This window comes from Bacillus sp. T2.9-1 (genome assembly GCF_950097965.1).
Lineage (GTDB): Bacteria > Bacillota > Bacilli > Bacillales > Cytobacillaceae > Niallia > Niallia hominis.
Map to the genome: position 1 here is coordinate 24,876 of NZ_CATNHG010000089.1, position 22,921 is coordinate 47,796.

The window sequence follows — 22,921 nt, forward strand, 5'->3', positions numbered from 1 at the left end:
GTTTTTAATGTGCAACAACCATAATTATATCTGCCTAGATCCATATTTGGACAAGGACAGAGGGATGAAAAATCGAAACATAAAGACAATCCTTCTATTCTTTGTAGAAGGTTTTTTTCGTATTAAGCCATTCCCTCTTCCTATTAAAGGAGGAAAATGAGTGAAAACTACAACAGATTTTATCAAAATGAAACAAAATGCCAAAAAGATTACAATGATTACGGCATATGATTATCCTTCTGCTAAATTAGTAGAACAAGCAGGAACCGATTTAATATTGGTAGGGGATTCCTTGGGAATGGTCGTTCTTGGATATGACTCAACAGTGCCAGTTACAATGGAAGACATGATACATCATGGGAAAGCAGTAAAACGAGGGGCTAAAGATACATTTATTGTCATTGATATGCCATTTATGAGTTATCATATATCAAACCGTGAAACATTAATCAACGCTACTCGCTTAATTCAAGAAACTGGAGCAAATGCAGTGAAATTAGAGGGTGCTGATGATGTCATCGATCAAATAAATAGTTTAACAAATGCTGGTATCCCAGTTATGGCTCATTTAGGCTTAACGCCACAGTCTGTTGGTGTTTTAGGTGGTTATAAAGTACAAGGGAAAAGCTCTGAAGAGGCTAAACTTCTTATTCAAAATGCACTGAAATGCCAAACTGCAGGAGCTTTTGCGATAGTGCTAGAGTGTGTTCCAATGCAAGTTGCGAAAGAAGTAAGTGATCAACTGGACATACCAACAATTGGAATTGGTGCAGGAAGTGACACAGATGGCCAAGTCCTTGTATATCACGATCTCATAACATATGGTGTTGATCGAGTGGCGAAATTTGTAAAACAATATACAAACGTAAATGATCCAATTTCACTAGCGTTGGATCAATATATATCTGAAGTAAGAATTGGAGCATTTCCTGAAATGAAGCATAGTTTTCAGATGAAAGCAGAAGAAGTAAAAAGCTTATATGGAGGAAAAAGCCAATGAACATCCTAAGTAATCCACATCAATTGCAGGAGATATCAACACAGTTAAAAAAAGACCAAGTATCAATTGGGTTTGTTCCAACGATGGGCTATCTTCATGAAGGGCATCGAGCTTTGCTAAAAAAAGCAAGAGAGCAGAATGATGTAGTTATAATGAGTGTATTTGTTAACCCCCTCCAATTTGGACCTAATGAAGATTTGGAATCTTATCCAAGAGACTTTGAGCATGATAAACAGGTCGCAATCGAAGAGGGGGTTGATTATTTATTCCATCCTTCTGAAGAAGAAATGTATCCTGAACCAATGTCTGTTATCGTAAAAGTAGAGCGACGTACAAATTGTTTGTGTGGACGTTCAAGACCTGGGCATTTTGATGGGGTTGCAACCGTTCTAACGAAGCTGTTTCATTTAGTACAGCCAACTAATGTTTATTTTGGAAAGAAAGATGCTCAGCAAGTTGCAATAGTGGATGGATTAATTGAAAACTTTCATTTCCCTATTAATCTAGTTGCACTTAACACAGTAAGGGAAGAAGATGGTTTAGCAAAGAGTTCTAGAAATATTCGCCTTACTCCAACAGAAAGACAAGAAGCAGGTATTCTTTATAAATCGCTAAGTTTTGCTAGAGCTGAATTAATAAAGGGGACAGACAATTTAGAAATATTGAAGAAGCATGTAGTTGAGTTGATTGAAAGGGAATCTAGTGGAAAAGTGGACTATTTTGAAATTCTATCCTATCCCGAATTGGAGAATGTAAAGCAGTTAACGGGAGAGATTATTATTGCGATTGCCGTTCAATTTAGTAAGGCTAGATTAATTGATAATATTATCTTTAAAATATAAGGTTAAGACGCATAAGTATCTCCCTCTGGCTTTTTGGAGAGTTCGAGGAAGTTTAGGCCCGAATGGCTCCATTAACCATCAGTGGCGAAGGAAAGAAACCAAATACAGGTACAAAGTTTCACTTTATATTATGGAGGGTTAACCAAATGTTTCGAGTAATGATGAACGGAAAAATCCATCGAGCAACAGTAACGGAAGCGAACCTAAATTATGTAGGTAGTATTACAATAGATGAAGATATATTAGATGCTGTCGGGATGGTAGCGAATGAAAAAGTTCAAATTGTTAATAATAATAATGGTGCAAGATTGGAAACTTATATAATCCCAGGGGAGAGAGGTACTGGCACTATTTGCTTAAATGGTGCAGCAGCAAGACTTGTACAAGTAGGGGATATTGTCATCATTATTTCATATTGTTATATTTCAAATGAAGAGCTACACAGTCATCAACCGAAAGTAGCAATTATGGATGAACATAATCGCATAATAAACATTCTGCATCAAGAACCAGTGAAAACAGTTATGTAAATTACTAATGCTGATATAAATTACCCCTATTCACTTTGAGTAGGGGTTTTATAATTTATAAAAATTTAAAGAATAAAACTAACATCTTTCCCTTTTTCCATTTTTATGATACCGTTTGAATGACTGAAAGTTTGAGGTGGACGTAATGAGTAACAAATTTGTAGTAGTTGATTTGGAGACAAACGGTAATTCTCCTAGAAAAGGGGATCGAATTATACAATTTGCGGCAGTTGTTATTGAAAACGGGAAAATAGTGGAGGAATATTCTTCTTTACTTAATCCTCTTCAACCAATTTCGCCATTTATAGAAGAATTAACTGGAATCACCGATGAAATGGTGGAAAAAGCACCAATCTTTGACGAAGTTGCAGAAAAAATTGTTTCTTTATTAGAGGAAGCTTATTTTGTAGCCCATAATGTATTATTTGATTTATCCTTTTTAAATGAAGAGCTAGAACAGGCTGGCTTTAAGCAGTTTTATGGACCAATTCTTGATACAGTAGAATTAGCAAGAATTTTATACCCAACAGCAGATAGCTATAAATTAACTGATCTTGCTGCACAAGAAGGGATAGTCCATAGTAGACCACATCAGGCTGATAGTGATGCTTATGTTACAGCAGAGCTATTGCTATTATTGTTGGAGAAGTTGAACGTGCTGCCTCAAGTAACGACAAAGCAATTAGAATTCTTAAGTTCCTCGCTCAAAAGCGATTTAGATATTTATTTACAAGCTCTTATTCAAGAAAAACAATCAAAAATAGAATATATACGGGATGATTGGGAGATATATCGAGGATTAACCATTAAAAGACTGCCTAGTAATCTGATAGTAGATCAAAGAAAGGATTGCTCTGTTTCTTTTGATATGGAAAAAATGGAGCAAAGAATGAGGGATACTTTTCCTTTTTATCAAAGAAGAGATGGACAATTAGAAATGATGAAGGTTGTTCATCAGGCATTATCAGACAATCGACATGGTCTTATTGAGGCTGGTACTGGTGTTGGAAAGTCTCTTGGTTACTTAGTGCCTGCTGCATATTTCTCAATCGCAAATAAACAGCAAGTAATTGTCAGTACTTTTACAACCCAACTACAAGAACAACTTTTTCATAAAGATTTGCCCTTGCTTAAAAGTATCCTTCCATTTCCTATAACTTATACACTATTAAAAGGTAGAAATCATTATATCAGTTTAGATAAATTTGAAGTTTCTTTAAAAGAGCAAGAAGATAATTATGATATTATTCTTACAAAAATGCAAATATTAATTTGGTTAACAGAGACAGAAACAGGAGATAAAGATGAGTTGAATTTAACAAGTGGCGGAAGCAATTACTGGGAAAAGATAAAAAATGACGGAAATTTTTCTCTGCCTATTTCAAAGGAATGGGCATCTAAGGATTTTTATAGAAGAACTCGAAATGCTGCACAAAAAGCAAATATGATTATAACGAATCATGCTTTGCTTTTAAAAGATCTTACAGCAGATCAACGCCTCCTCCCTTCCTATGAGTATGTCATTGTGGATGAAGGACATCATTTTGAAAAAACGACGACAAAGCATTTTGGATTTCGTTTTTCCTACATTGCTGTGCGTTTAAGTATTAATGCGATTGGGACCACAGATCAAAAGCAACTTATGTTTCATTTAGAAAACTTGTTAGGGGAATCGAATATCCATCAGAAATGGGAGTTTAATCAATTTATCCTTGGATTACATGATGAATTAGATGAACTTTTTCGGGCTGTACTTCGCTATGCGAAAAAAACGAATCAACCAAGAAGAGATGGAAGGGGAAGCTATCGATTAAAGACTAATAGTGGCATGGGAGATTGGAATGCTGTCAAAAGCGTTGCAGAACGAATTATTTTTCTTTGGAAGGATGGAAGAGAAGTATTAGTACAAAAAATACAGCGATTAAAGGAACAAGGAAGAAAGTTTAGCGCTTCTCAAATGCTAATAGTGGAAAGAATTGAGTCGATTTTAAATGATTGGTATATATATATTAATCATTTGCGGGAGATGTTTTTGCGGGTAGGGGACAATATCGCATGGTTGGAAACAGATGCGAAAAATTATCCGAACAATGCAGTAATATATACACAACCTACTTCTGTCGCTGAAACTTTACAAAACAACTTTTTTAATAAGAAAAAAAGTGTTGTATTTACTTCAGCAACAATTACCGTAAATAATTCATTTGAATATTATGCTAAAGGGTTAGGATTAGGAAATAGCCAACTGGAAGTTCAAATTAATTCACCATTTGATTATGAGAAACAGGTGCAATTACTTATCCCAACAGATGTACCAGAAGTTAATTCCGTATCATTAAATGATTATGTTACTACAATCGGAGAGCAAATAATCCATATCGCACAAGCAACAAAAGGGCGAATGCTGATTCTTTTTACAGCAAATGACATGTTAAAAAAAACATATGATTATATGAAAGAAAGTGGTTGTTTAGAAGAATACGCAATCTTGGCACAAGGGATTACAAATGGAAGTAGAATGAGATTAACGCGTAATTTTCAGCGTTATGATAAAGCAATATTATTAGGTACGAATAGTTTTTGGGAAGGAATTGATATTCCTGGCGAGGATTTAACTTGTTTAATCATTGTGCGATTACCGTTTTCTTCACCTGAAGACCCTTTAACGGAAGCGAAAAATGAGTTGATTAAGAATAAGGGAGGCAATCCTTTTATAGAAAATAGCCTTCCAGAAGCTGTTTTGCGATTTAAACAAGGATTTGGTAGATTAATTCGCACGGAAGAGGATAAAGGATTTATTATTGTTTTTGATCGCCGTATTGTTACAACCACTTATGGGGAGACATTTCTGAAGTCTATACCTACTGTGCCAATTAAGCAACAAAATAGTCAGGAAATGGTAAAATTCATCAAAAGCTGGCTAAAGTAAATTTTTATAAGGTGAATATAGGCGTTTGAGAAAGTACTGCTTCTTGAATGCCTGTATAAAGTGTTTAAGTAGTATACATAATCAATTAGTTGCTCGACAAATAACAACGAATTTATAGAAAATAATTTCTTTCTATTTATAAATACTGTTATAATAACCTATGTACAAAATACTGGTTTAAAGAAGTGATGTAATAAGATGAGAAAATGGATATGGATTGTTATTGTTGTTTTTCTTATTGGAATAGGTGTAAGTATTCATACATATGTACAAGCAATGAAGCCTATAAAAACCGCAAGAGAAATAGCTGAAACGATTGCTAAAAAGGAATCAGATATGAAGGAGATTGATAGCTTTCAATTATATAATGGGAAGGAAGCCTATTATATTCTAGAAGGAAAGAACGATGATAAGGAAGAAATGATTGTTTGGATAAATGAACAAAGCCATCAAGTTACTCAAAAGCTGAAAAAAGATGGGCTAACCAAACAAGAAGCACTTAATATATTATTATCGGAGCAATCACCAGAAAAAATAAATGCAGTCCGCTTAGGGATGTATGATGGACTGCCTGTTTGGGAGATTTATTCTCATACAGATATGGACTCAATAAACTACCATTGGTTAGATTTTGAGACAGGAGAAATCCTTTTAACAATTGAAAATTATTAACTGATAGGAGTGGCAAATAGGAATGAAAATTCAATTAGCGCAAAGAGTGAACGCATTAACACCATCTACAACATTGGCCATTACAGCAAAAGCAGCGAGTTTAAGAGCAGCTGGTCATGATGTTATTGGTTTAGGCGCAGGAGAGCCAGACTTTAACACTCCTCAAAATATTATTGATGCTGCGGTTAGAAGTATGAATGAAGGTCATACAAAATATACGCCTGCATCAGGATTACTAACATTAAAAAAAGAAATTGCAGCAAAGCTAAAGAAAGATCAACATTTAGATTATGATACAAATCAGATTATCGTTACAAATGGTGCAAAACACGGATTATTTACTTTATTCCAGGTTATTTTGGATAAAGGGGATGAAGTAATTATTCCTACCCCATATTGGGTTAGTTACCCAGAGCAAGTAAAGCTTGCAGAAGGTGTACCAGTTTTTGTAGAGGGATATGAGTCGAATGAATTTAAAATTACTCCTGAACAATTAAAAGGAGTAATTACCTCAAAAACAAAAGCAGTTATTATTAATTCACCAAGTAACCCAACTGGAATGATTTATACAGAGGAAGAATTAAAGGAAATTGGAAATGTTTGCTTAGAACATAATATTTTAATTATATCTGATGAAATTTATGAGAAATTAGTTTATGGCGATAGTAAACATGTATCGATTGCTTCTTTATCTCCTGCACTTAAAGAAGCGACTATTGTAATAAATGGGGTATCAAAATCTCATTCGATGACAGGCTGGAGAATTGGGTATGCTGCAGGAAATAAGGAAATAATTACTGCGATGGCGAATCTTGCAAGTCACAGTACTTCAAATCCAACCACACCATCTCAGTATGCTACGATTGAAGCTTACTCTGGTCCAAAAGATTCAGTGGAAGAAATGCGCCAAGCATTTAATAAGCGCTTAGATATCATACATGAGAAATTAAATAAAATTCCTGGTTTTTCGTGCATAAAGCCAAAAGGAGCATTTTATTTTTTTCCAAATGTAAAAAAAGCAGTAGAATTAACAGGATATGCAACAGTTGATGAGTTTGTTGCTGGCTTGTTAGAAGAAGCATTAGTAGCCGTTGTGCCTGGTTCAGGATTTGGCGCAGATAATTACATCCGACTTTCTTATGCAACATCACTTGAAAAGCTTGAAGAAGCAGTAAAGCGGATGGAACAGTTTGTAGAAAAGAAAATGGTTGTGAATAATTAATTTATTTATCTTTATAGCAGAGTATGTCAAAAAAAATTCAATATCTTTTTTGGCATTCTCTCTTTTCTTTATTGCTGTTTGAATACTGTATTGGGAACAGGTAATAAAAAAGATAGAAGGAAGAGAATAGTGATAAACACTATTATTGTTGCCTATTGTATGGTCCATAGTGTTGATTGTCTTAAGATGTAAAGGTATAATGTTTTGGTAGAATATTTTTTTATAACTAGTACGTTTTCTACTAAATCAGCTAAACAGGTAGGAAGAAGCGGTTTATTTATTATCTTTATTATGGATAGAACAACCGCCTCTATTTAAGTACATATATTTATTTGTTTTTGGAGGAGTTAATTGTGATTAAAGCAACTATTGCCGAGTTACCAAAATATGTTGATAAAGAGGTTAAATTAGGTGCGTGGATTGCCAACAAGCGCTCTAGTGGGAAAATTGCCTTTTTGCAGCTTCGCGACGGATCTGGATTTGTTCAAGGAGTAATTGTTAAAAGTGATGTAGAGGAAGAAGTATTTCAAACAGCTAAAACAGTTACACAAGAATCATCTGTATATGTTACTGGTACAGTACAAAAGGATGAACGATCTCCGTTTGGATATGAATTACTTGTTACAAATGTGGAACTGATTCATACTTCTACAGATTATCCGATTACACCAAAAGAACATGGCACAGAATTCTTAATGGATAATCGTCACCTATGGTTACGTTCAAAACGTCAACATGCAGTAATGAAAGTAAGAAATGAAATTATTCGTGCTACCTATGAATTCTTCAATGAAAATGGATTTGTTAAGGTAGATCCACCAATTTTAACAGGAAGTGCTCCAGAAGGTACAACCGAACTGTTTGCAACGAAATACTTTGATGAAGATGCCTATCTATCACAAAGTGGACAACTTTATATGGAAGCTGCTGCAATGGCGTTAGGGAAGGTTTTTTCGTTCGGACCAACTTTCCGTGCAGAAAAATCAAAAACACGTCGTCATTTAATCGAGTTTTGGATGATTGAGCCGGAGATGGCTTTTGTTGAATTTGAAGAAAACCTAGAGGTTCAAGAACAATACGTATCCTATGTTGTTCAATCTGTCTTGAAAAATTGTCAGCTAGAGCTTAAAACTCTTGGAAGAGATATATCTAAATTAGAGAAGATTACAGCGCCTTTCCCAAGAATAAGCTATGATGATGCGATTACTTTCTTGCATGAAAAAGGTTTTGATGATATTGAGTGGGGGGATGATTTTGGTTCTCCACATGAAACTGCCATTGCTGAAAGCTTTGATAAACCTGTGTTTATTACCCATTATCCAACTAAAATCAAGCCTTTCTATATGCAACCACATCCAGAGAGAGAAGATGTTGTGCTTTGTGCAGATTTAATTGCCCCTGAAGGGTATGGTGAAATTATAGGTGGTTCTGAACGTATTCATGATATGGATCTCCTATATAAGCGTGTAGAAGAACATCAATTAGATTCAGAAACATATAAATGGTATTTAGAACTGAGAGAATATGGTTCTGTTCCACATTCTGGTTTTGGGCTTGGTTTAGAAAGAACGGTCGCATGGATTACAGGCGTAGAACATGTTCGTGAAACAATTCCGTTCCCAAGATTATTAAATCGTCTATATCCTTGATTAAATAATAGGGTGAAAAATATGGAAAGTTTTTCAAAAGTTGACCTCACATCGATAATTCGTGTGAGGTTTCACCTTTGTACCAATCCTATTTTTTCCCTTCTTCTTTTTGTTAACTATTGCTAGGTTTGGGTGATTTTCATTATTTCATGCATCTGACCAACATGATATACTAAATTAGAGGTGTCATTATGAATAAAACAATTTTTTTAAAATGGTTGCAAGAGGGGAATATAAATATTCCTTCCACACTTCTAACACACTATAAATATTTGAAGATAAATGAAAAAGAATTAGTGCTTTTGCTGCAAATACATTACTATTTAGAACGGGGCAATGATTTTCCAACCCCGTCTGAAATAGCTGATCAAATGACTTTAGATAGTATGGAATGCCGCGAGTTATTGAGTCAGCTTATTAGAAAAGGTTTTATCGAGATAATTGAAGGAAACAGTGATACAGGGATTCGATTTGAGCGATATTCTTTAGAGCCCCTTTGGAATAAATTAATTGAGCAATTTTTACTTAATAATAAAAAAGAAGAAGCAGCTTTAAACGAAAAAGAAGAATCTGATTTATATACTTGCTTTGAGCATGAATTCGGTCGACCATTATCTCCTTTTGAAATTGAGACATTAAATATGTGGGTCGATGATGATCAGCATGAAATGGCAATAATAAAAGCAGCTCTTAGAGAAGCAGTTGTTTCTGGTAAATTAAACTTTCGATATATTGATCGAATTTTGTTTGAATGGAAGAAAAACGGAATTAAAACACTCGAACAAGCAAAAAATCATGGGAAAAAGTTTAGACAGCATCAAACTACTGGATACAAAATAGAACAGAGGGAAGAGGCTCCCAACAAAAAAGCAGTACCTTTTTATAATTGGTTGGATCAATAATTAATAGGTGAATAAAATTAAATAAGTTAGTCAGTAAGATTACTATCATTCGGAAAGGATGTCCAATTTATTCTTTGGATGACCTTTTTTTTATAGATTTATAGTTTATTAATTCGGAGGATCGCATGTTAAAAAAAGATGAAATCAGATATTGCCTAGATAAAATGGGAGAAATGTTTCCTGAGGCACATTGTGAATTAGTTCATTCCAATCCGTTTGAATTGGTTATTGCAGTATCTTTATCTGCACAATGTACGGATGCGCTAGTTAATAAGGTGACAAAAAACTTATTCCAAAAATATAAGACACCAGAAGATTACTTAAGTGTACCTTTAGAAGAATTGCAGAATGATATTCGCTCTATTGGTTTATTCCGAAATAAGGCAAAAAATATTCAAAAACTTTGCCAAATAGTTTTAGAAAAATACAATGGTGAGATACCAATGGATCGAGATGAATTGATTAATCTACCAGGTGTAGGAAGAAAAACAGCCAATGTTGTTGTTTCTGTTGCCTACAATATGCCTGCTATTGCTGTTGATACACATGTCGAAAGGGTAAGTAAGCGATTAGGGATTTGCAGATGGAAAGATTCTGTTTTAGAAGTCGAAAAAACATTAATGAAAAAAGTTCCTAGGGATGAATGGTCTGTGACTCATCACCGCATGATCTTTTTTGGAAGATATCACTGTAAGGCGCAAAATCCTCAATGTGAAGCTTGTCCGCTGCTAGCATTATGTAGAGAAGGCAAAAAAAGAATGAAGACTAAAGGTATAGTATAATGGACAAGAATCAATTAGATGTCCCCGTACAGCTCTTATATGGCCCTTTCCCAGTGATCAAGGAATTTTCATGTATTAAGACGGATTCCTTTGTTAGGAGACCAGCTTTTTTGCATGAAGCAAATTACTATTATAACAAGGAAACGTTTCACCCGTGGAATATAGAAAATGTTAAGGAATGTGTAAATAAGATACTAGAAGAGTGGAAGCTTCTTAAAGTGGAGCTACAACAATTTGCAGCGAACAGAGATACGTTAAATTTACAATACGGATTAACAATAGCTTTGGAATACTTTTTAGAATGCCTATATTGGATAAATGAAAAACCGGTGAATTTAATAGATGGTTTAGTAGACAAAAGTCTAGAAGTAAAACCGTTTAATTTAGAAGATCGTCTCGAATTTATCCTAAAAAGGCTGAATGGGTATCATTCCTATAGACAATTGGATGAGTTGTTTAAAGAGTTAGAAAAGCAGTTTGCGATAAAATTAGTAAAATTAAATAGGAATATTTAGAAAAAAGAAGAGGACTTTTCCATTTGGAATTGTCCTCTTCTTTTGCTGAAACAGGTTCTTTAACTTATTTATTGAGAGTCATTTCGATTGTTATTTCTATTTCTCTCTTTATCTTGATTGGTGTCAGTCGTGCTGGTGTTATTGTTTTGAACATCATCACTATTCCCATTATCATTATTCCCGTTATTGTTCCCATTTCCATTGTTATTGTTATCATTTCCGTTGTTATTGCCATTTTCATTGTTGCTGTTATTGTCTCCGCCATTATCAGAATCTTCGTCGCCTTCCTCGTCCTGATTATCGTCAGATTCTTCGCCATTAGGATCGTCTTGATTTTCTTCATCATCTATCGTTTCATTTGGATCCTCAGGTGGCTGTTCCTCGATTTTCTCTGGCACAGAAATATTACTAGATGCAGGATCACTTTCTAAATCATCTTTAATTGCCTTTACAGTAAAGGTATACGTACTACCAGCCGTTGGTTTTGTAATTTTGATGCTTGTATCGGAAGTAACAGTCAGCTGCTCGCTAGCTCCACCATCGACACTTACACTTACGTCAAATTTAATGCCATCTTTATCACCATAATCCCATGATAACTCGATTTGATCACTGTTTTCGTTATAGCTAGCTTTCACTCCAGTAGGAGCATTTGGCTTATTGTATTTCTGTGATACTTCGTTCAGAATATTACCTTTTACAGCATACTCAGTTAGGATTTGACTGCTTGGCGTGTATGGACTTGCCAATTTAGCTGGATACGTACCTTTTTCTATTTTTATCGTTTCGACACTATCTGGTTTTTTGAAATCAGCAGTTTCTACATCTTCAGAAATATGGCCCATTACTGCTTTAAAAATCTTTTGGGCTACTTTCTGATCTAAACCAGGTTCAATTGGATTTTTTCGTTCTGTGTAACCAGTCCATACAGCCATCGTAAAGTTGGTTGTATATCCTGCGAACCAAGCATCTGGAACACTTTTTGAATTAGTAATACCCCATTTATTTCGTTCTTCTTCAGAATAATTGGTCGTCCCAGTCTTACCAGCGACAGGCAATCCTGGAATATTAGCAAGACTTCCAGTTCCATCGCTACTTGTGAGTACACCTTTTAGCATATCTGTAATGAGAAAAGCTGTATAATCTTGCATCACAACTTTTGATTTAGGTTCCATATTTATCTTTGTGCCATCTTTTAATTTAAATGAGCGTACGGCATGTGGTGTATTATAAACTCCTTCATTTCCAAAAGCACTATAAGCACCTGCAATTTCTAGCGTGCTAGCTTCAAATGCACCAATTGCATAGGATTCATAGGCGTTCTCTAATGGAATTCCTAGATTGACAGCAAATTCTTGAGCATTTTCTGCTCCAACTGCTTGGAAGGCTTTTAGTGCAGGAATATTTCTAGACATTTCTAATGCTTTTCGCATAGTCATAGACCCTTTATAGCTATTATCCCAGTTGCTAATAGATGTTCCATCAGAATAAGTAGTACGTTCATCTACAATTGTTTGATAGGTTCCCCATTTTAAATACTCAACTGCTGGACCATAGTCAAGTATAGGCTTTGCTGTAGATCCAGGTTGTCGCTTTATATCTGTTGCATAGTTTGTTCCTAGCTTTACATCTGGATCACGATCACCACCAAGAGCTAAAATTCCACCAGTTTTTGTATCCAATAAGGTGATTCCTGCTTGGAAATCTTCATCGGGGAATTCAACAATTTCTCCTTCATACATTAATTCTTCGACATAGTCTTGTGCCTCTATATCCATTGTTGTATAAATTTCTAGTCCATCTGTATATACATTAACATCTGGATATTTTTTCTCAATTTCGGCAATAACTTGTTTTATAAATGGATCGTAAGGTAAGTCGTTTGTTTGTCGATCTTCTTTTGCTACTAATGTATCTTCAACCGATGTTTTTTGAGCTTCTTCCATTTCTTCTTTTGATATATATCCATGCTGATGCATTAAAGATAATACAATATTACGTCTTTTTTCTGCTCTTTCTGGATTATTAAACGGATTATAGGCATTCGGCGCCTGTGGCATCCCAGCAAGAAGAGCTGCTTCCGGTAGTGTCAATTCATCTAAGCTTTTATCAAAATATACTTTAGCGGCTGTTTTAACACCGCTCATATTTTCCGACATAAAGATTTTATTTACATACATCTCAAAGATTTCTTCTTTAGAGTATTTGCGTTCTAATTCAAGGGCAAGCCAAGCTTCTTGGGCTTTACGAGTTAATGTTTTTTGCGGTTGGTTAAAGAAGAAGTTTTTCACTACTTGCTGTGTTATCGTACTTGCTCCTTCTGAACCAAATCCATCTCTAAAGTTTGCAATAACCGCTCCGCCTAAGCGAATGGGATCAATCCCATGATGCTCAAAGAAACGGGAATCTTCTGTTGCGATAAATGCATCTTTTACTAAATCAGGAATATCTTCATAGTTTACATAGACGCGATTTACCGCACCTACTTTTGCTATTTCTTTATCATTCTTGTCATAGATGGTAGAAGAAATTGGATCCTTTAATGTTTCGGGATTCAATTCTGGCGCATCTTTTACCATGATGGCAAAAGTTACTCCACCTGCAATTATTCCAATAATACCGATTGTTAATAAGATAAGCAGAACGCGCTTAAACAAATTCATGCCACTTTTTTTCTTTGCTTTTTTAGGAGCATTTTTCTTTGAGGCTTCGAGTTGCTTGCGACGCTCCTCTCGCGTTTGATATTTATCTGTCATTGTTATTCCTACCTTTCTTTGAAAAACAAAAAGGAATTAGTTAAATTTATATATCGTATCGATTACTTTAATATAGTCAATTCTAGGGTGGTAACCAAGGCTAATAGAGTGACCATTGATTTCTAATTCATGTTTCGTAATCGATTTCCTTCCGCCATTTATCATTCTTTCCCAAAACATAAAGAGTTTTTCTGCTGTTAAATAGAATATTTCACTTGTTTCAGAGAAGGAGATAATGACAAAGCAAATTCCTTGTTGTTCACATACCATCCGCATATGTTTGATTTGGTGTTCATGGAAGTTGTTTAGCGGAAAAGAAGTAGTATGCTTCGTTTCTTTCGCTTCAAAATCTATATATTTTCCTTTATAAACACCGTTATAGTCTGTAGTGGAAGCTTGTTTAAAATAGGCTTCTTTTATGACTGCTGCACTTCTTTTTGGATAATCAACCTGAACGATTTGAACAGGTGTCGGCTTTTTATGTATAACTGCCTTCCCAAATTCTAAATAATATTTATTTGTTTCATTCAAATCATCCTCTAAAGTCATTCCCCTGTTACTATAACTAATTTTTTTTTGTGATTTAATATTCTCGTTTTTTAGCGGAGAATATCTTTTTCCATTTGGGTAATGAATCTTCATTTTTTCACCTCACAAAGATCCTTTCAAAGTATAACTTATTGCAATCAACAAACAATAATACCATAAAGCGTTCATAAGAGGTGAACATTTTGATAGGTATAAATTCGTATTTTTCTCCAATAGAAGAAGAAAAACTTATAACTAGAATAAGGCTAATTACTGATAAGTGCAACTTAGACAATATATCAAGAACAAATGCCTATCTTCGTTATTATAACAAAAATCAAGAAATACAATGGGCTTTTCTTGCCAGTCAAGTTTCGCGCAATGCCGGCTGGAATATGTGTGACTTAAATGGGCTCTGGCTGCCGCAATTAGTTAGTCAAAAAAAAAGGCAGCAAATTTACCTAACCTATGAGAAAGCAAATTGGCTTATTTTTAAAGATGCATACCCCCAATTATTACTCTATGAATATTCGACGAAAATAAACGCGCCAATGTTTCATTTATTAAAAGTTTTTCAGGTTTCTTCTTTTATGGAACAAGAATGGCTGGAATTCTGGAAGAATAGGGATAAGAAAAGGTTAATGAACAGTTTGATTATTAATGAACAAAATGTTATTCAGAAGCCCGTAATTAAAAATGAAAGAATTAAGCATCATATTTTTCATTATCTTCCCTATCTTTTTCAAGATTTACTACATTTTAATGCTGTACTTTTTCCAACATTATATGGGAACCTATACGGAGCTAGCGTTGCGAACTTTACTTCCCTTGATGAGAGAATTAGGTTAGGAAATACATTAGCAAACCTATTATTTAAAAATAATTTATATCAAGACTTCTATGATTTTGCAAGAAAAAGAGAACATACTGGGTCGAGAAAGGATTATGAAAAATATATATACCCCAAAATGACCAATACAACACCAATATTGCGAGCTGTTTTTCCAATAGTCAATCATCGTGATAGTGAGAGAGGTGATTGGTATAAAAAGAAAATTAAGCATAAATGGCGAGTAAGTGGTGATAATAAAGAACCATTCTTAATAACGGATTGGTACTTTAATAAACAAGAGCAGTTACATGAACTAATTCGCCAAAAAAATAAGTGGTTCTAGTCCATCTTTCTACTTTGTCGAATTTTAAACGAGTTATAAGAAAATCTACTTTCTTTGCCGAATCTCTTCTAGTTTTGTCACTTAGGGAGGATAGTTCATAAAAAAAAAGAAAAGATTATATATCAAAATAGCTTGGAGGGATTTGCATGGAAATTGCTTATACAAAAGAAAAGTTATTGAATATGTTAGAAGAAATCCAAGAAGAGTTAGATGCATTAGATGAGACACTTTTTAAATCGGGAAATCAAAATATGCAACTTATTGAGGAGCATATCACTTCTTTAAATGAACTTGAAAATGTAATGGATACACTTAGGGAAAATATTTCAGCAAGCAAAGTCTGCAATCCTACTGACCTTTCTCCTTATGCAAGAAAAATGCCACTTTACTTGAACTTAGCAAAATAAATCGTTAAAATAAATGGATTAACGACATTAGGTAAATGGAGTGGCAAAATTGACCGAAAATCATCAGTTGATGGATTATACAAAGAAACTTTTAGAGGCAGTCGAATATTCAGTTGAGACGTTTTACAAAGTGAAGGAATCGGGAGTAAATGAGGATTTTTATAAAGTCGTTCGTCCGTTTGCGAATCAAATTAAAGAGATTAATGATGAATGGAAGGAAATGGCTAAAGCATGGGTCAGCGAAGCAAAGCCTGATTATTTAAGTTCCATTCAAATTAATACAGCGTCTGATCATATTGAAATAATTTCGATTCAAGCATTTTTTACGCAAACGAGCAAGAAACGGTTTCTTGATTCGGCAAAATCTGTAAAGTATATATTACAAACATTGCTGGATGCGCTAACAGCGGAAAAACAATAGGGGAATGTCAAAAGGAGATGAAAATTCTCTTTTTTTTCGTTTATTTAAAGGTAGGGTAATTCGTCTATGCCATTTAGTCAGTTGTTTTTTGATAATGAATGCACGAGATAGGCGAAATCATCATATAGTAGAGAAGGATACCTTTAACGTGGGAGGATAGATTTTCATGTATAGAGCATCTAATCCACAAAGAAGAAATGTACCTTATCTGAACGCTTATACGACGCCATATTCACAAACCGATAACAGACAATATTATTATCCTTATATGAACATGGACCAAGGGCAATGGAATGGGGCAGGGGCGAATGGACAAAACTACTTTCATATGCCAATGCAACCTAATTATCCAAACAACCAACCGAGTTTTTATCACCCGCAAAATGCATACAAGAGCAGCACCCAAGACATTTTCCAAAATCCATTGCACTATATGGATAACACGGAAATGAACCATTACTCGCAAAATTATATGAATCAAAATCCAAGCTTTATGAATCCATATCCAAAGCAATCATTTATCCCCAAAAAACAAGGGAATGTGAAAAGTATTATGAATTCTTTTAAATCACAAGACGGTTCATTAGATTTTAATAAGATGATGGATACTGCTGGAATGATGATGAACGCGATGAATCAGGTTACGGGTTTAGTAAAGGGCGTCGGCGGAATCTTTAAAGTATAAGCAGAATTGAACAAGGAGGCTGTCAATCGACAGCCTCCATTTCTTTTTCTCTACTTACCAGCGGTGTGCTTTTGCATTACTTCTTAGAATGATATTGTTTTGAGACATTTGTGTATGCCCATTTACTTGGGACTTAGAACGTTTTGGTCTCGTCCAATTGTGATGAAAAAGCGCAGAATGAGAATCTAATTGATCTTTATAACTCATCTTATCACCTCAGGAAGTAAGATTAGAAGAAATTTTTGGATGAAAAGGAACCTCTCCTTCTTGCGTTCAGGAAGGAGAGTGTGCTTCTTTTAGCATCCACTATTAATATGTGCAGATTATAATTTTTTACTCTATCTGGTTTAGGAACTTTGGTCTTCAATCATTATTTTTTTCCCTTTTTGTTTCGGTATTTTAATGATAAGCAAGCCATTTTGATAGGATGCTTTGACTTTTTTTTCATCAATAGGGTGAGGAAACGCAATAGTTCTGCTGCTTTTTTTAAACGTCTGACTTGTATGAAATGTTTTCGTTTTCGTATTTTCTTCTGTAATGATATCCTGATGGTTTACACTTATAGTTAAATGATGGTCAAAGATATCTAATTGTATTTGTTCTTTGTTGATTCCTGGAAGTTCTGCTTTGATAATTGTTGCACTTTCTGTTTCATTCACACTAACGGGAAAAGCCATGTTTGGAAATGGATTGCTAAAAAACTCATCCATTTGTTGTAGAAAGTTTTTCACTGGCTTTTCTTGGAAAAATTGATTCATCGAACGCATAAATCCATTTAAAACTTGAGGATTTTTCTCCTTTTTATTCGGGTCAATTGGAAAATTGGAAGACATTTTAAATCACTCCTTACATAAAACATGAACATAAGTTGATAAATGTTTTCTTCCTTTTTCTATTCAGGGAGAAAACTGCAATTGAATAGGCCTTTTTCTACTTATACTATGCCTAATACATACAATTGGTGTTTCGTCCCCCTGCCATTTTTAATTAGAAATAGAAAAAAGGATGCCAAGAAGAGTTTTGATATATCCAATATTTTTCTCTCATCTGGCTTAAGTAGGTGAGGAGATCATGTTTATGAAAATGTTTGAATAGCTCAACAAATGAACCGCTTTTAATGACGTTTTACTTTATCTGTTTTTATAAAAAGTGCTATATTAAATGAAAAGCGGAAGAAAGGAAGTTAGTAAAAATGAATACTATAAAAGTTGGTAAGGAAGAGCTTTCTTATATAGAAAAAGGAGAAGGGGAAACCATTGTACTCATTCATGGATTTTGTGGAAGTACTGATTACTGGGAGTATATTATTCCATTACTTGCAGATAAATATCATGTATTAGCAGTCAATCTACGGGGACATGGAACTTCAAGCTTTAGTGGAGAACCCTTTCAAATAGAAGATTTAGCGAAGGATATTAAGGAGTTATTAGCGAGATTAGGGATTGAAAAAATATATATGTTTGGACATTCACTAGGCGGTTATGTGACATTGGCTTTTGCAGATCTTTTTATAGAAAGCTTAAAGGGATTTGGCTTAATTCATTCAACCGCATATCCTGATACAGAAGAGGGAAAGGCAGGTAGGCTAAACGCCATTCAAAAAATTCAAGACCTCGGCATTATAGAGTTTGTAAATGGTCTAGTTCCTAATTTATTTGCAGACGAATCCCTTGTTAAGTTAACGAACGAAGTAGAAAAGGCAAAAACAATTGGTTATGGCACTAATGCTTTAGCTGCTATGGAAACACAGGCAGCTATGAGAAATAGACCAGATAGAAATGATGTTGTGGATGAAGCTAACTTGCCTATTTTATTGGTAAAGGGAACAAAAGATAAAGTGGTTTCAGTGGATCGAGTAGCTTCTGCATCAAGCTCGAATATTTTTGAAGTTAGATTAGAAACTGGACATATGAGTATGCAGGAAGCTCCCAATGACTTAGCAAAAGCAATCCATTCATTTGTTAAAGAGAACTAACAAATAATGGTTATTTTTTTCTTTGAAAATCTCTTTTAAATCGAACGTCTATTCGATAGAATGGAGGTTATAGAGGTGAATCAAAATGAACGTACGTAAAAACCTTCAAGATATTATGAAAGAATTAAAAACAAAGGAAGACTATAAAGAAAAAATTTCCCATTGGCATACAATCGAACCGAAAGAAGCTGTAACAGCCCCGCTACCAGAAGATTTATTACCTAATTTAAAAGATGCATTGCAAAAGCGGGGCATTACACGATTATATACACATCAATCCTCCTCCTATCAGGCGATTCGGGAAGGGGATAGTGTAGTTGCTGTCACGCCAACTGCATCAGGAAAGACTCTTTGCTATAATCTTCCTGTTATCCAGTCCATTGCTGAAAATAAAAACGCAAGAGCTTTGTATATGTTCCCGACAAAAGCACTTGCACAGGACCAGAAAAGTGAATTAAATGAGCTAATTGAAAGTGCTGAATTACAAATAAATAGCTATACATATGACGGAGATACTCCTGCTTCGATTAGACAGAAGGTTCGCAAGGCAGGGCATATCGTCATCACAAATCCGGATATGCTTCACTCAGCTATTTTGCCACATCACACAAAATGGGTATCTTTATTTGAAAACTTAAAATATGTCATTATTGATGAATTGCATATTTATAGAGGCGTTTTCGGAAGTCATGTTGCGAATGTCATGAGAAGATTAAAGCGGATTTGTGCCTTCTATGGCAGCAATCCTGTCTTTGTATGTACATCTGCAACCATTGCGAATCCAAAGGAATTGGCAGAAAATTTAACAGAAAAGCGTGTTAAGCTAATTAACAATAATGGTGCTCCAAGCGGCAAGAAACATTTCGTCTTTTATAATCCTCCCATTGTGAATATTCCTTTAAACATTAGGAGAAGCGCGACTTTAGAAGTAAGGCAGATAGCAGGAGAATTGCTGAAAAATAAAATTCAAACAATCGTCTTTGCCAAAAGTCGAGTGCGAGTTGAGATACTACTAACTTATTTACAGGAACTAGTTAAGTATCAGCTTGGATCAAAATCTATTCGTGGCTATCGTGGCGGATATTTACCAACGGAAAGAAGGGATATTGAGCAAGGTTTAAGACATGGAAATATTTACGGAGTTGTTAGTACTAATGCATTAGAATTAGGTGTAGACATTGGACAACTTCAAGCTTGTGTGATGACAGGGTACCCTGGTACGATTGCCAGTTCATGGCAACAGGCGGGACGAGCTGGGCGTAGACATGATGAATCACTTGTGATTATGGTAGCAAGCTCTAGTCCCCTTGATCAGTATATGGTTGCTAATCCTGACTATTTTTTTAGTAGAAATCCAGAAACAGCGAGGATAAATCCTGATAATTTAATTATCCTAATTGATCATATGAAATGTGCGGCTTACGAGCTTCCGTTTAAAGAAGGAGAAACATTTGGAAATTGTGAAATAACAGAAATACTCGAGTTTTTAACAACTGAACGAATCCTCTTTCAAAATGGAGATAAATGGTATTGGATGAATGATTCTTTTCCAGCACATAATATAAGTCTTCGTTCTGCATCACAAGAAAATATAGTCATTATTGACATTTCTGATCGTAGTAAAAGCAGAGTGATTGGAGAAAGTGATCGCTTTTCTGCGATGACTCTATTACATGAAGAAGCTATTTATATGCATCAAGGGATTCAATATCAAGTGGAGAAACTTGATTGGGAAGAAAAAAAAGCATATGTTCGTGAAGTCAGTGTCGATTATTATACAGATGCTAATTTAGCGGTCTCTTTAAAGGTTTTGGAAGAAGATAATCGAACCGATTATTCTGAAGCAGAAACAGGCTATGGCGATGTTAGTATTATAGCGATGAGTACAATTTTTAAAAAAATAAAATTTGAAACACATGAAAATATAGGTTCTGGTCCCATTACTCTGCCTGAAGAAGAGCTTCATACAAATGCGGCATGGCTTTCTTTTCCACAAGAAAAATTAGCATGGGATCAAGAGCAAACCGAACAAGGCCTAATTGGTGCTGCTCATGCATTAAAACATATAGCACCGCTTCTTGTTATGGCAGATCCATCTGACTTACATGTAGTTCCACAAGTAAAAGCAGAGCATAATGAAAAAGCAACAATCTTCTTTTATGATCAATATCCTGGTGGGATCGGCTTAAGTAAAAAAATATATGAAGAAATGCCATCAGTATTAAAGGAAGCAAAAAAAATGGTGAAAAATTGTGCTTGTGAATACGGTTGTCCTTCTTGTATAGGAACAGAGAGCCATTCAAATAACAGTAAAAGGGATGTAATTAGAATCCTTTCGCTCTTGGAAGAAAGTAATTTTTCTATTTAAGGGGAATAATATGTCGATTAAAAATAAGTTAAGTAGAATGAAGTCTCATATAAAAAAAGAAGAACAAACTACTCCTGTTAAAAATATCGAGATAAAGGGAAAGAATATTCCATTTATCCAGCAGTGGGAGCAAGAAAATGTCTATCCTTATTGGCTAGATCAGGACTATTGTTTAATTCGTGAAGTAAGCTATCCTCTGGACTATACACATGGGAATTATACATTTCGGGAGTTTTGTCACATTGTGGACGAATGGAATAAAGTCAATTACGACCATCCTCTTTCAGCAAAAGGGCATCAGGCAAAGGAGCTGTTCTTCTTTGACACGGAGACAACTGGCCTTGGAGGCGGTACGGGAAATACTATATTTATTCTTGGGTATGCACAATTACGAGAAAATGAAATAGTTCTAAAACAGCATATATTGCCACATCCAGGAGCAGAAGTGCCTTTATTTAATAGTTTTTTAGAGAATGTAGACTATACAACTCTCGTAACATATAATGGAAAAGCTTTTGATTGGCCACAAGTAAAAACAAGACATACGCTAATAAAGGAGCATGTACCAAAGCTCCCTGAATTCGGTCATTTTGATTTATATCACGGGGCAAGGCGGATGTGGAAACATCGTTTAGATAGAACAAAGCTGTCTATCGTGGAGGAAGAAATCCTTGGAGTAAAGCGGCAGGATGATATTCCCGGATTTCTTGCCCCCATGATTTATTTTGACTTTGTTGAACGAAAGAATCCTGAAGGAATGCTTGGTATTTTAAAGCATAATGAAATAGATATCCTTTCTCTTATTACTTTATATACCCATTTAAGCTATCAATTGTTAAGAAGAGATTATAACATTAGTGCCAAAGAAACGTTAGAAGTTGGAAAATGGTATGCCGTAATTGGCCAGACTGATATTGCCAAACAAAATTTACTGAGTATTCAGGAGCAAAATAAAGAAGAAGTTTTAGAGGCAGCCTTTTTATTAGCAAAAGAATATAAAAGAGAGAAAAGATTAGAGGATGCTGCCGAGCTTTGGAGAAAAATTGTTCAAACATATACACAAGAAACAAAAGTTGCAATGGTTTTACAATCGCTAATAGAACTTGCTAAAATGGCAGAACATAAAGAGAAAAACTATCAACTGGCATTAAACTATACCCAAACAGCAGAGCAAATAGTAAAACACAAAGATAAGCTAGATAAAATGATGTTTGAACTTCAAAAAAGAAGTGAACGCTTAGAAAGAAAACTGCAAATGAATAATAGAAATCAGTTATTCCATCAATAACCTAGTTGTTTGTACGCCCGTTCCCTATTAAAATAGTAATTGGTTCATTTATACTAAAAACTTTTTTCTATGAAATATATTTTAGTAATTTAACCACTAGTGTTGCATTAATTTAATTCCACTATTAAAAATACTCGAAATGTTCACTTTTATTATTTTATGCATAGAAAAAGTCCTTTATAATGGATAAGTCAGGTGGTAACCCGTCCAAATCCACTAAAAAAGGACCAATCTCATGGACAAGATTACACGAAAAACTTCATTTGGACAATGGT

At 34.7% G+C, this 22,921-nt stretch carries 21 protein-coding genes; 17 read left to right on the top strand and 4 right to left on the bottom strand.

Annotation, left to right across the window (positions count from 1 at the left end):
- Positions 1-160: 160 nt before the first annotated feature.
- The 10 genes from panB (at position 161) to QQZ16_RS11395 (ending at position 11,043) form a co-directional block, all read left to right on the top strand.
- Entirely contained in the window at positions 161-1,000 is an 840-nt protein-coding gene (panB, locus tag QQZ16_RS11350; protein ID WP_235251463.1) for a 3-methyl-2-oxobutanoate hydroxymethyltransferase, read from the top strand.
- Positions 997-1,842, top strand: a complete 846-nt coding sequence (gene panC / locus QQZ16_RS11355) for a pantoate--beta-alanine ligase (RefSeq protein ID WP_235251464.1) — start codon at positions 997-999, stop codon at positions 1,840-1,842. The genes panB and panC overlap by 4 nt, the downstream gene beginning before the upstream one ends.
- Positions 1,843-1,988: 146 nt before the next feature.
- Entirely contained in the window at positions 1,989-2,372 is a 384-nt protein-coding gene (panD, locus tag QQZ16_RS11360) for an aspartate 1-decarboxylase (protein WP_031538125.1), read from the top strand.
- 145 nt (positions 2,373-2,517) lie between these two features.
- A complete protein-coding gene (gene dinG, locus QQZ16_RS11365; protein ID WP_235251465.1) occupies positions 2,518-5,301 on the top strand; it encodes an ATP-dependent DNA helicase DinG in 2,784 nt (927 codons plus the stop codon).
- A gap of 198 nt (positions 5,302-5,499) precedes the next feature.
- Positions 5,500-5,973, top strand: a complete 474-nt coding sequence (locus tag QQZ16_RS11370; RefSeq protein WP_235251466.1) for a cell wall elongation regulator TseB-like domain-containing protein — start codon at positions 5,500-5,502, stop codon at positions 5,971-5,973.
- Positions 5,974-5,995: 22 nt separating this feature from the next.
- The gene (locus tag QQZ16_RS11375; RefSeq protein WP_268817849.1) at positions 5,996-7,195 is read left to right on the top strand and encodes a pyridoxal phosphate-dependent aminotransferase; all 1,200 of its coding nucleotides are present in this window, start codon (positions 5,996-5,998) and stop codon (positions 7,193-7,195) included.
- A gap of 356 nt (positions 7,196-7,551) precedes the next feature.
- Positions 7,552-8,844 carry an asparagine--tRNA ligase gene (gene asnS, locus QQZ16_RS11380; RefSeq protein WP_235251478.1) on the top strand — a complete coding sequence of 431 codons (1,293 nt, stop codon included), beginning with the start codon at positions 7,552-7,554 and terminating at the stop codon, positions 8,842-8,844.
- Positions 8,845-9,035: 191 nt separating this feature from the next.
- The gene (locus QQZ16_RS11385) at positions 9,036-9,746 is read left to right on the top strand and encodes a DnaD domain-containing protein (RefSeq protein WP_031538119.1); all 711 of its coding nucleotides are present in this window, start codon (positions 9,036-9,038) and stop codon (positions 9,744-9,746) included.
- 125 nt (positions 9,747-9,871) lie between these two features.
- Positions 9,872-10,528, top strand: a complete 657-nt coding sequence (nth, locus tag QQZ16_RS11390; RefSeq protein WP_031538118.1) for an endonuclease III — start codon at positions 9,872-9,874, stop codon at positions 10,526-10,528.
- Positions 10,528-11,043 carry a YpoC family protein gene (locus tag QQZ16_RS11395; RefSeq protein ID WP_031538117.1) on the top strand — a complete coding sequence of 172 codons (516 nt, stop codon included), beginning with the start codon at positions 10,528-10,530 and terminating at the stop codon, positions 11,041-11,043. The genes nth and QQZ16_RS11395 overlap by 1 nt, the downstream gene beginning before the upstream one ends.
- 68 nt (positions 11,044-11,111) lie before the next feature.
- Here the strand turns inward: QQZ16_RS11395 and QQZ16_RS11400 are convergent, their stop codons facing one another.
- Both QQZ16_RS11400 and recU read right to left on the bottom strand, forming a co-directional pair.
- Complete coding sequence (locus QQZ16_RS11400) at positions 11,112-13,799, bottom strand: penicillin-binding protein 1A (RefSeq protein ID WP_235251467.1); 2,688 nt, start codon at positions 13,797-13,799, stop codon at positions 11,112-11,114.
- A 36-nt stretch (positions 13,800-13,835) separates the two neighbouring features.
- Positions 13,836-14,441 carry a Holliday junction resolvase RecU gene (recU, locus tag QQZ16_RS11405; RefSeq protein WP_031538115.1) on the bottom strand — a complete coding sequence of 202 codons (606 nt, stop codon included), beginning with the start codon at positions 14,439-14,441 and terminating at the stop codon, positions 13,836-13,838.
- A gap of 80 nt (positions 14,442-14,521) precedes the next feature.
- Between recU and QQZ16_RS11410 the strand changes: the two genes are divergently transcribed.
- From QQZ16_RS11410 to QQZ16_RS11425, 4 genes are all read left to right on the top strand, one after another.
- The gene (locus QQZ16_RS11410; protein ID WP_109767881.1) at positions 14,522-15,502 is read left to right on the top strand and encodes a DUF2515 family protein; all 981 of its coding nucleotides are present in this window, start codon (positions 14,522-14,524) and stop codon (positions 15,500-15,502) included.
- Positions 15,503-15,648: 146 nt separating this feature from the next.
- Positions 15,649-15,909 (top strand): hypothetical protein, encoded by a 261-nt coding sequence (locus QQZ16_RS11415; protein ID WP_235251468.1) that lies wholly within the window; start codon positions 15,649-15,651, stop codon positions 15,907-15,909.
- Positions 15,910-15,958: 49 nt separating this feature from the next.
- Entirely contained in the window at positions 15,959-16,330 is a 372-nt protein-coding gene (locus QQZ16_RS11420; protein WP_235251469.1) for a YppE family protein, read from the top strand.
- 166 nt (positions 16,331-16,496) lie between these two features.
- Positions 16,497-17,015, top strand: a complete 519-nt coding sequence (locus tag QQZ16_RS11425; protein ID WP_235251470.1) for a YppG family protein — start codon at positions 16,497-16,499, stop codon at positions 17,013-17,015.
- Positions 17,016-17,069: 54 nt separating this feature from the next.
- On the opposite strand, the gene QQZ16_RS11430 is transcribed toward QQZ16_RS11425, so the two are convergent.
- Both QQZ16_RS11430 and QQZ16_RS11435 read right to left on the bottom strand, forming a co-directional pair.
- Entirely contained in the window at positions 17,070-17,222 is a 153-nt protein-coding gene (locus QQZ16_RS11430; protein WP_065429091.1) for a YpzG family protein, read from the bottom strand.
- A gap of 140 nt (positions 17,223-17,362) precedes the next feature.
- Positions 17,363-17,848, bottom strand: coding sequence for an Hsp20/alpha crystallin family protein (locus QQZ16_RS11435; protein WP_031538110.1), 486 nt, complete (start codon positions 17,846-17,848; stop codon positions 17,363-17,365).
- A gap of 359 nt (positions 17,849-18,207) precedes the next feature.
- On the opposite strand from QQZ16_RS11435, the gene QQZ16_RS11440 reads away from it, so the two are divergent.
- From QQZ16_RS11440 to QQZ16_RS11450, 3 genes are all read left to right on the top strand, one after another.
- Entirely contained in the window at positions 18,208-18,990 is a 783-nt protein-coding gene (locus QQZ16_RS11440; protein WP_031538109.1) for an alpha/beta fold hydrolase, read from the top strand.
- A gap of 85 nt (positions 18,991-19,075) precedes the next feature.
- Positions 19,076-21,358 carry a DEAD/DEAH box helicase gene (locus QQZ16_RS11445; protein ID WP_235251471.1) on the top strand — a complete coding sequence of 761 codons (2,283 nt, stop codon included), beginning with the start codon at positions 19,076-19,078 and terminating at the stop codon, positions 21,356-21,358.
- Between the two features lie 10 nt (positions 21,359-21,368).
- Positions 21,369-22,646, top strand: coding sequence for a ribonuclease H-like domain-containing protein (locus tag QQZ16_RS11450; RefSeq protein ID WP_284561361.1), 1,278 nt, complete (start codon positions 21,369-21,371; stop codon positions 22,644-22,646).
- Positions 22,647-22,921 lie beyond the last annotated feature (275 nt).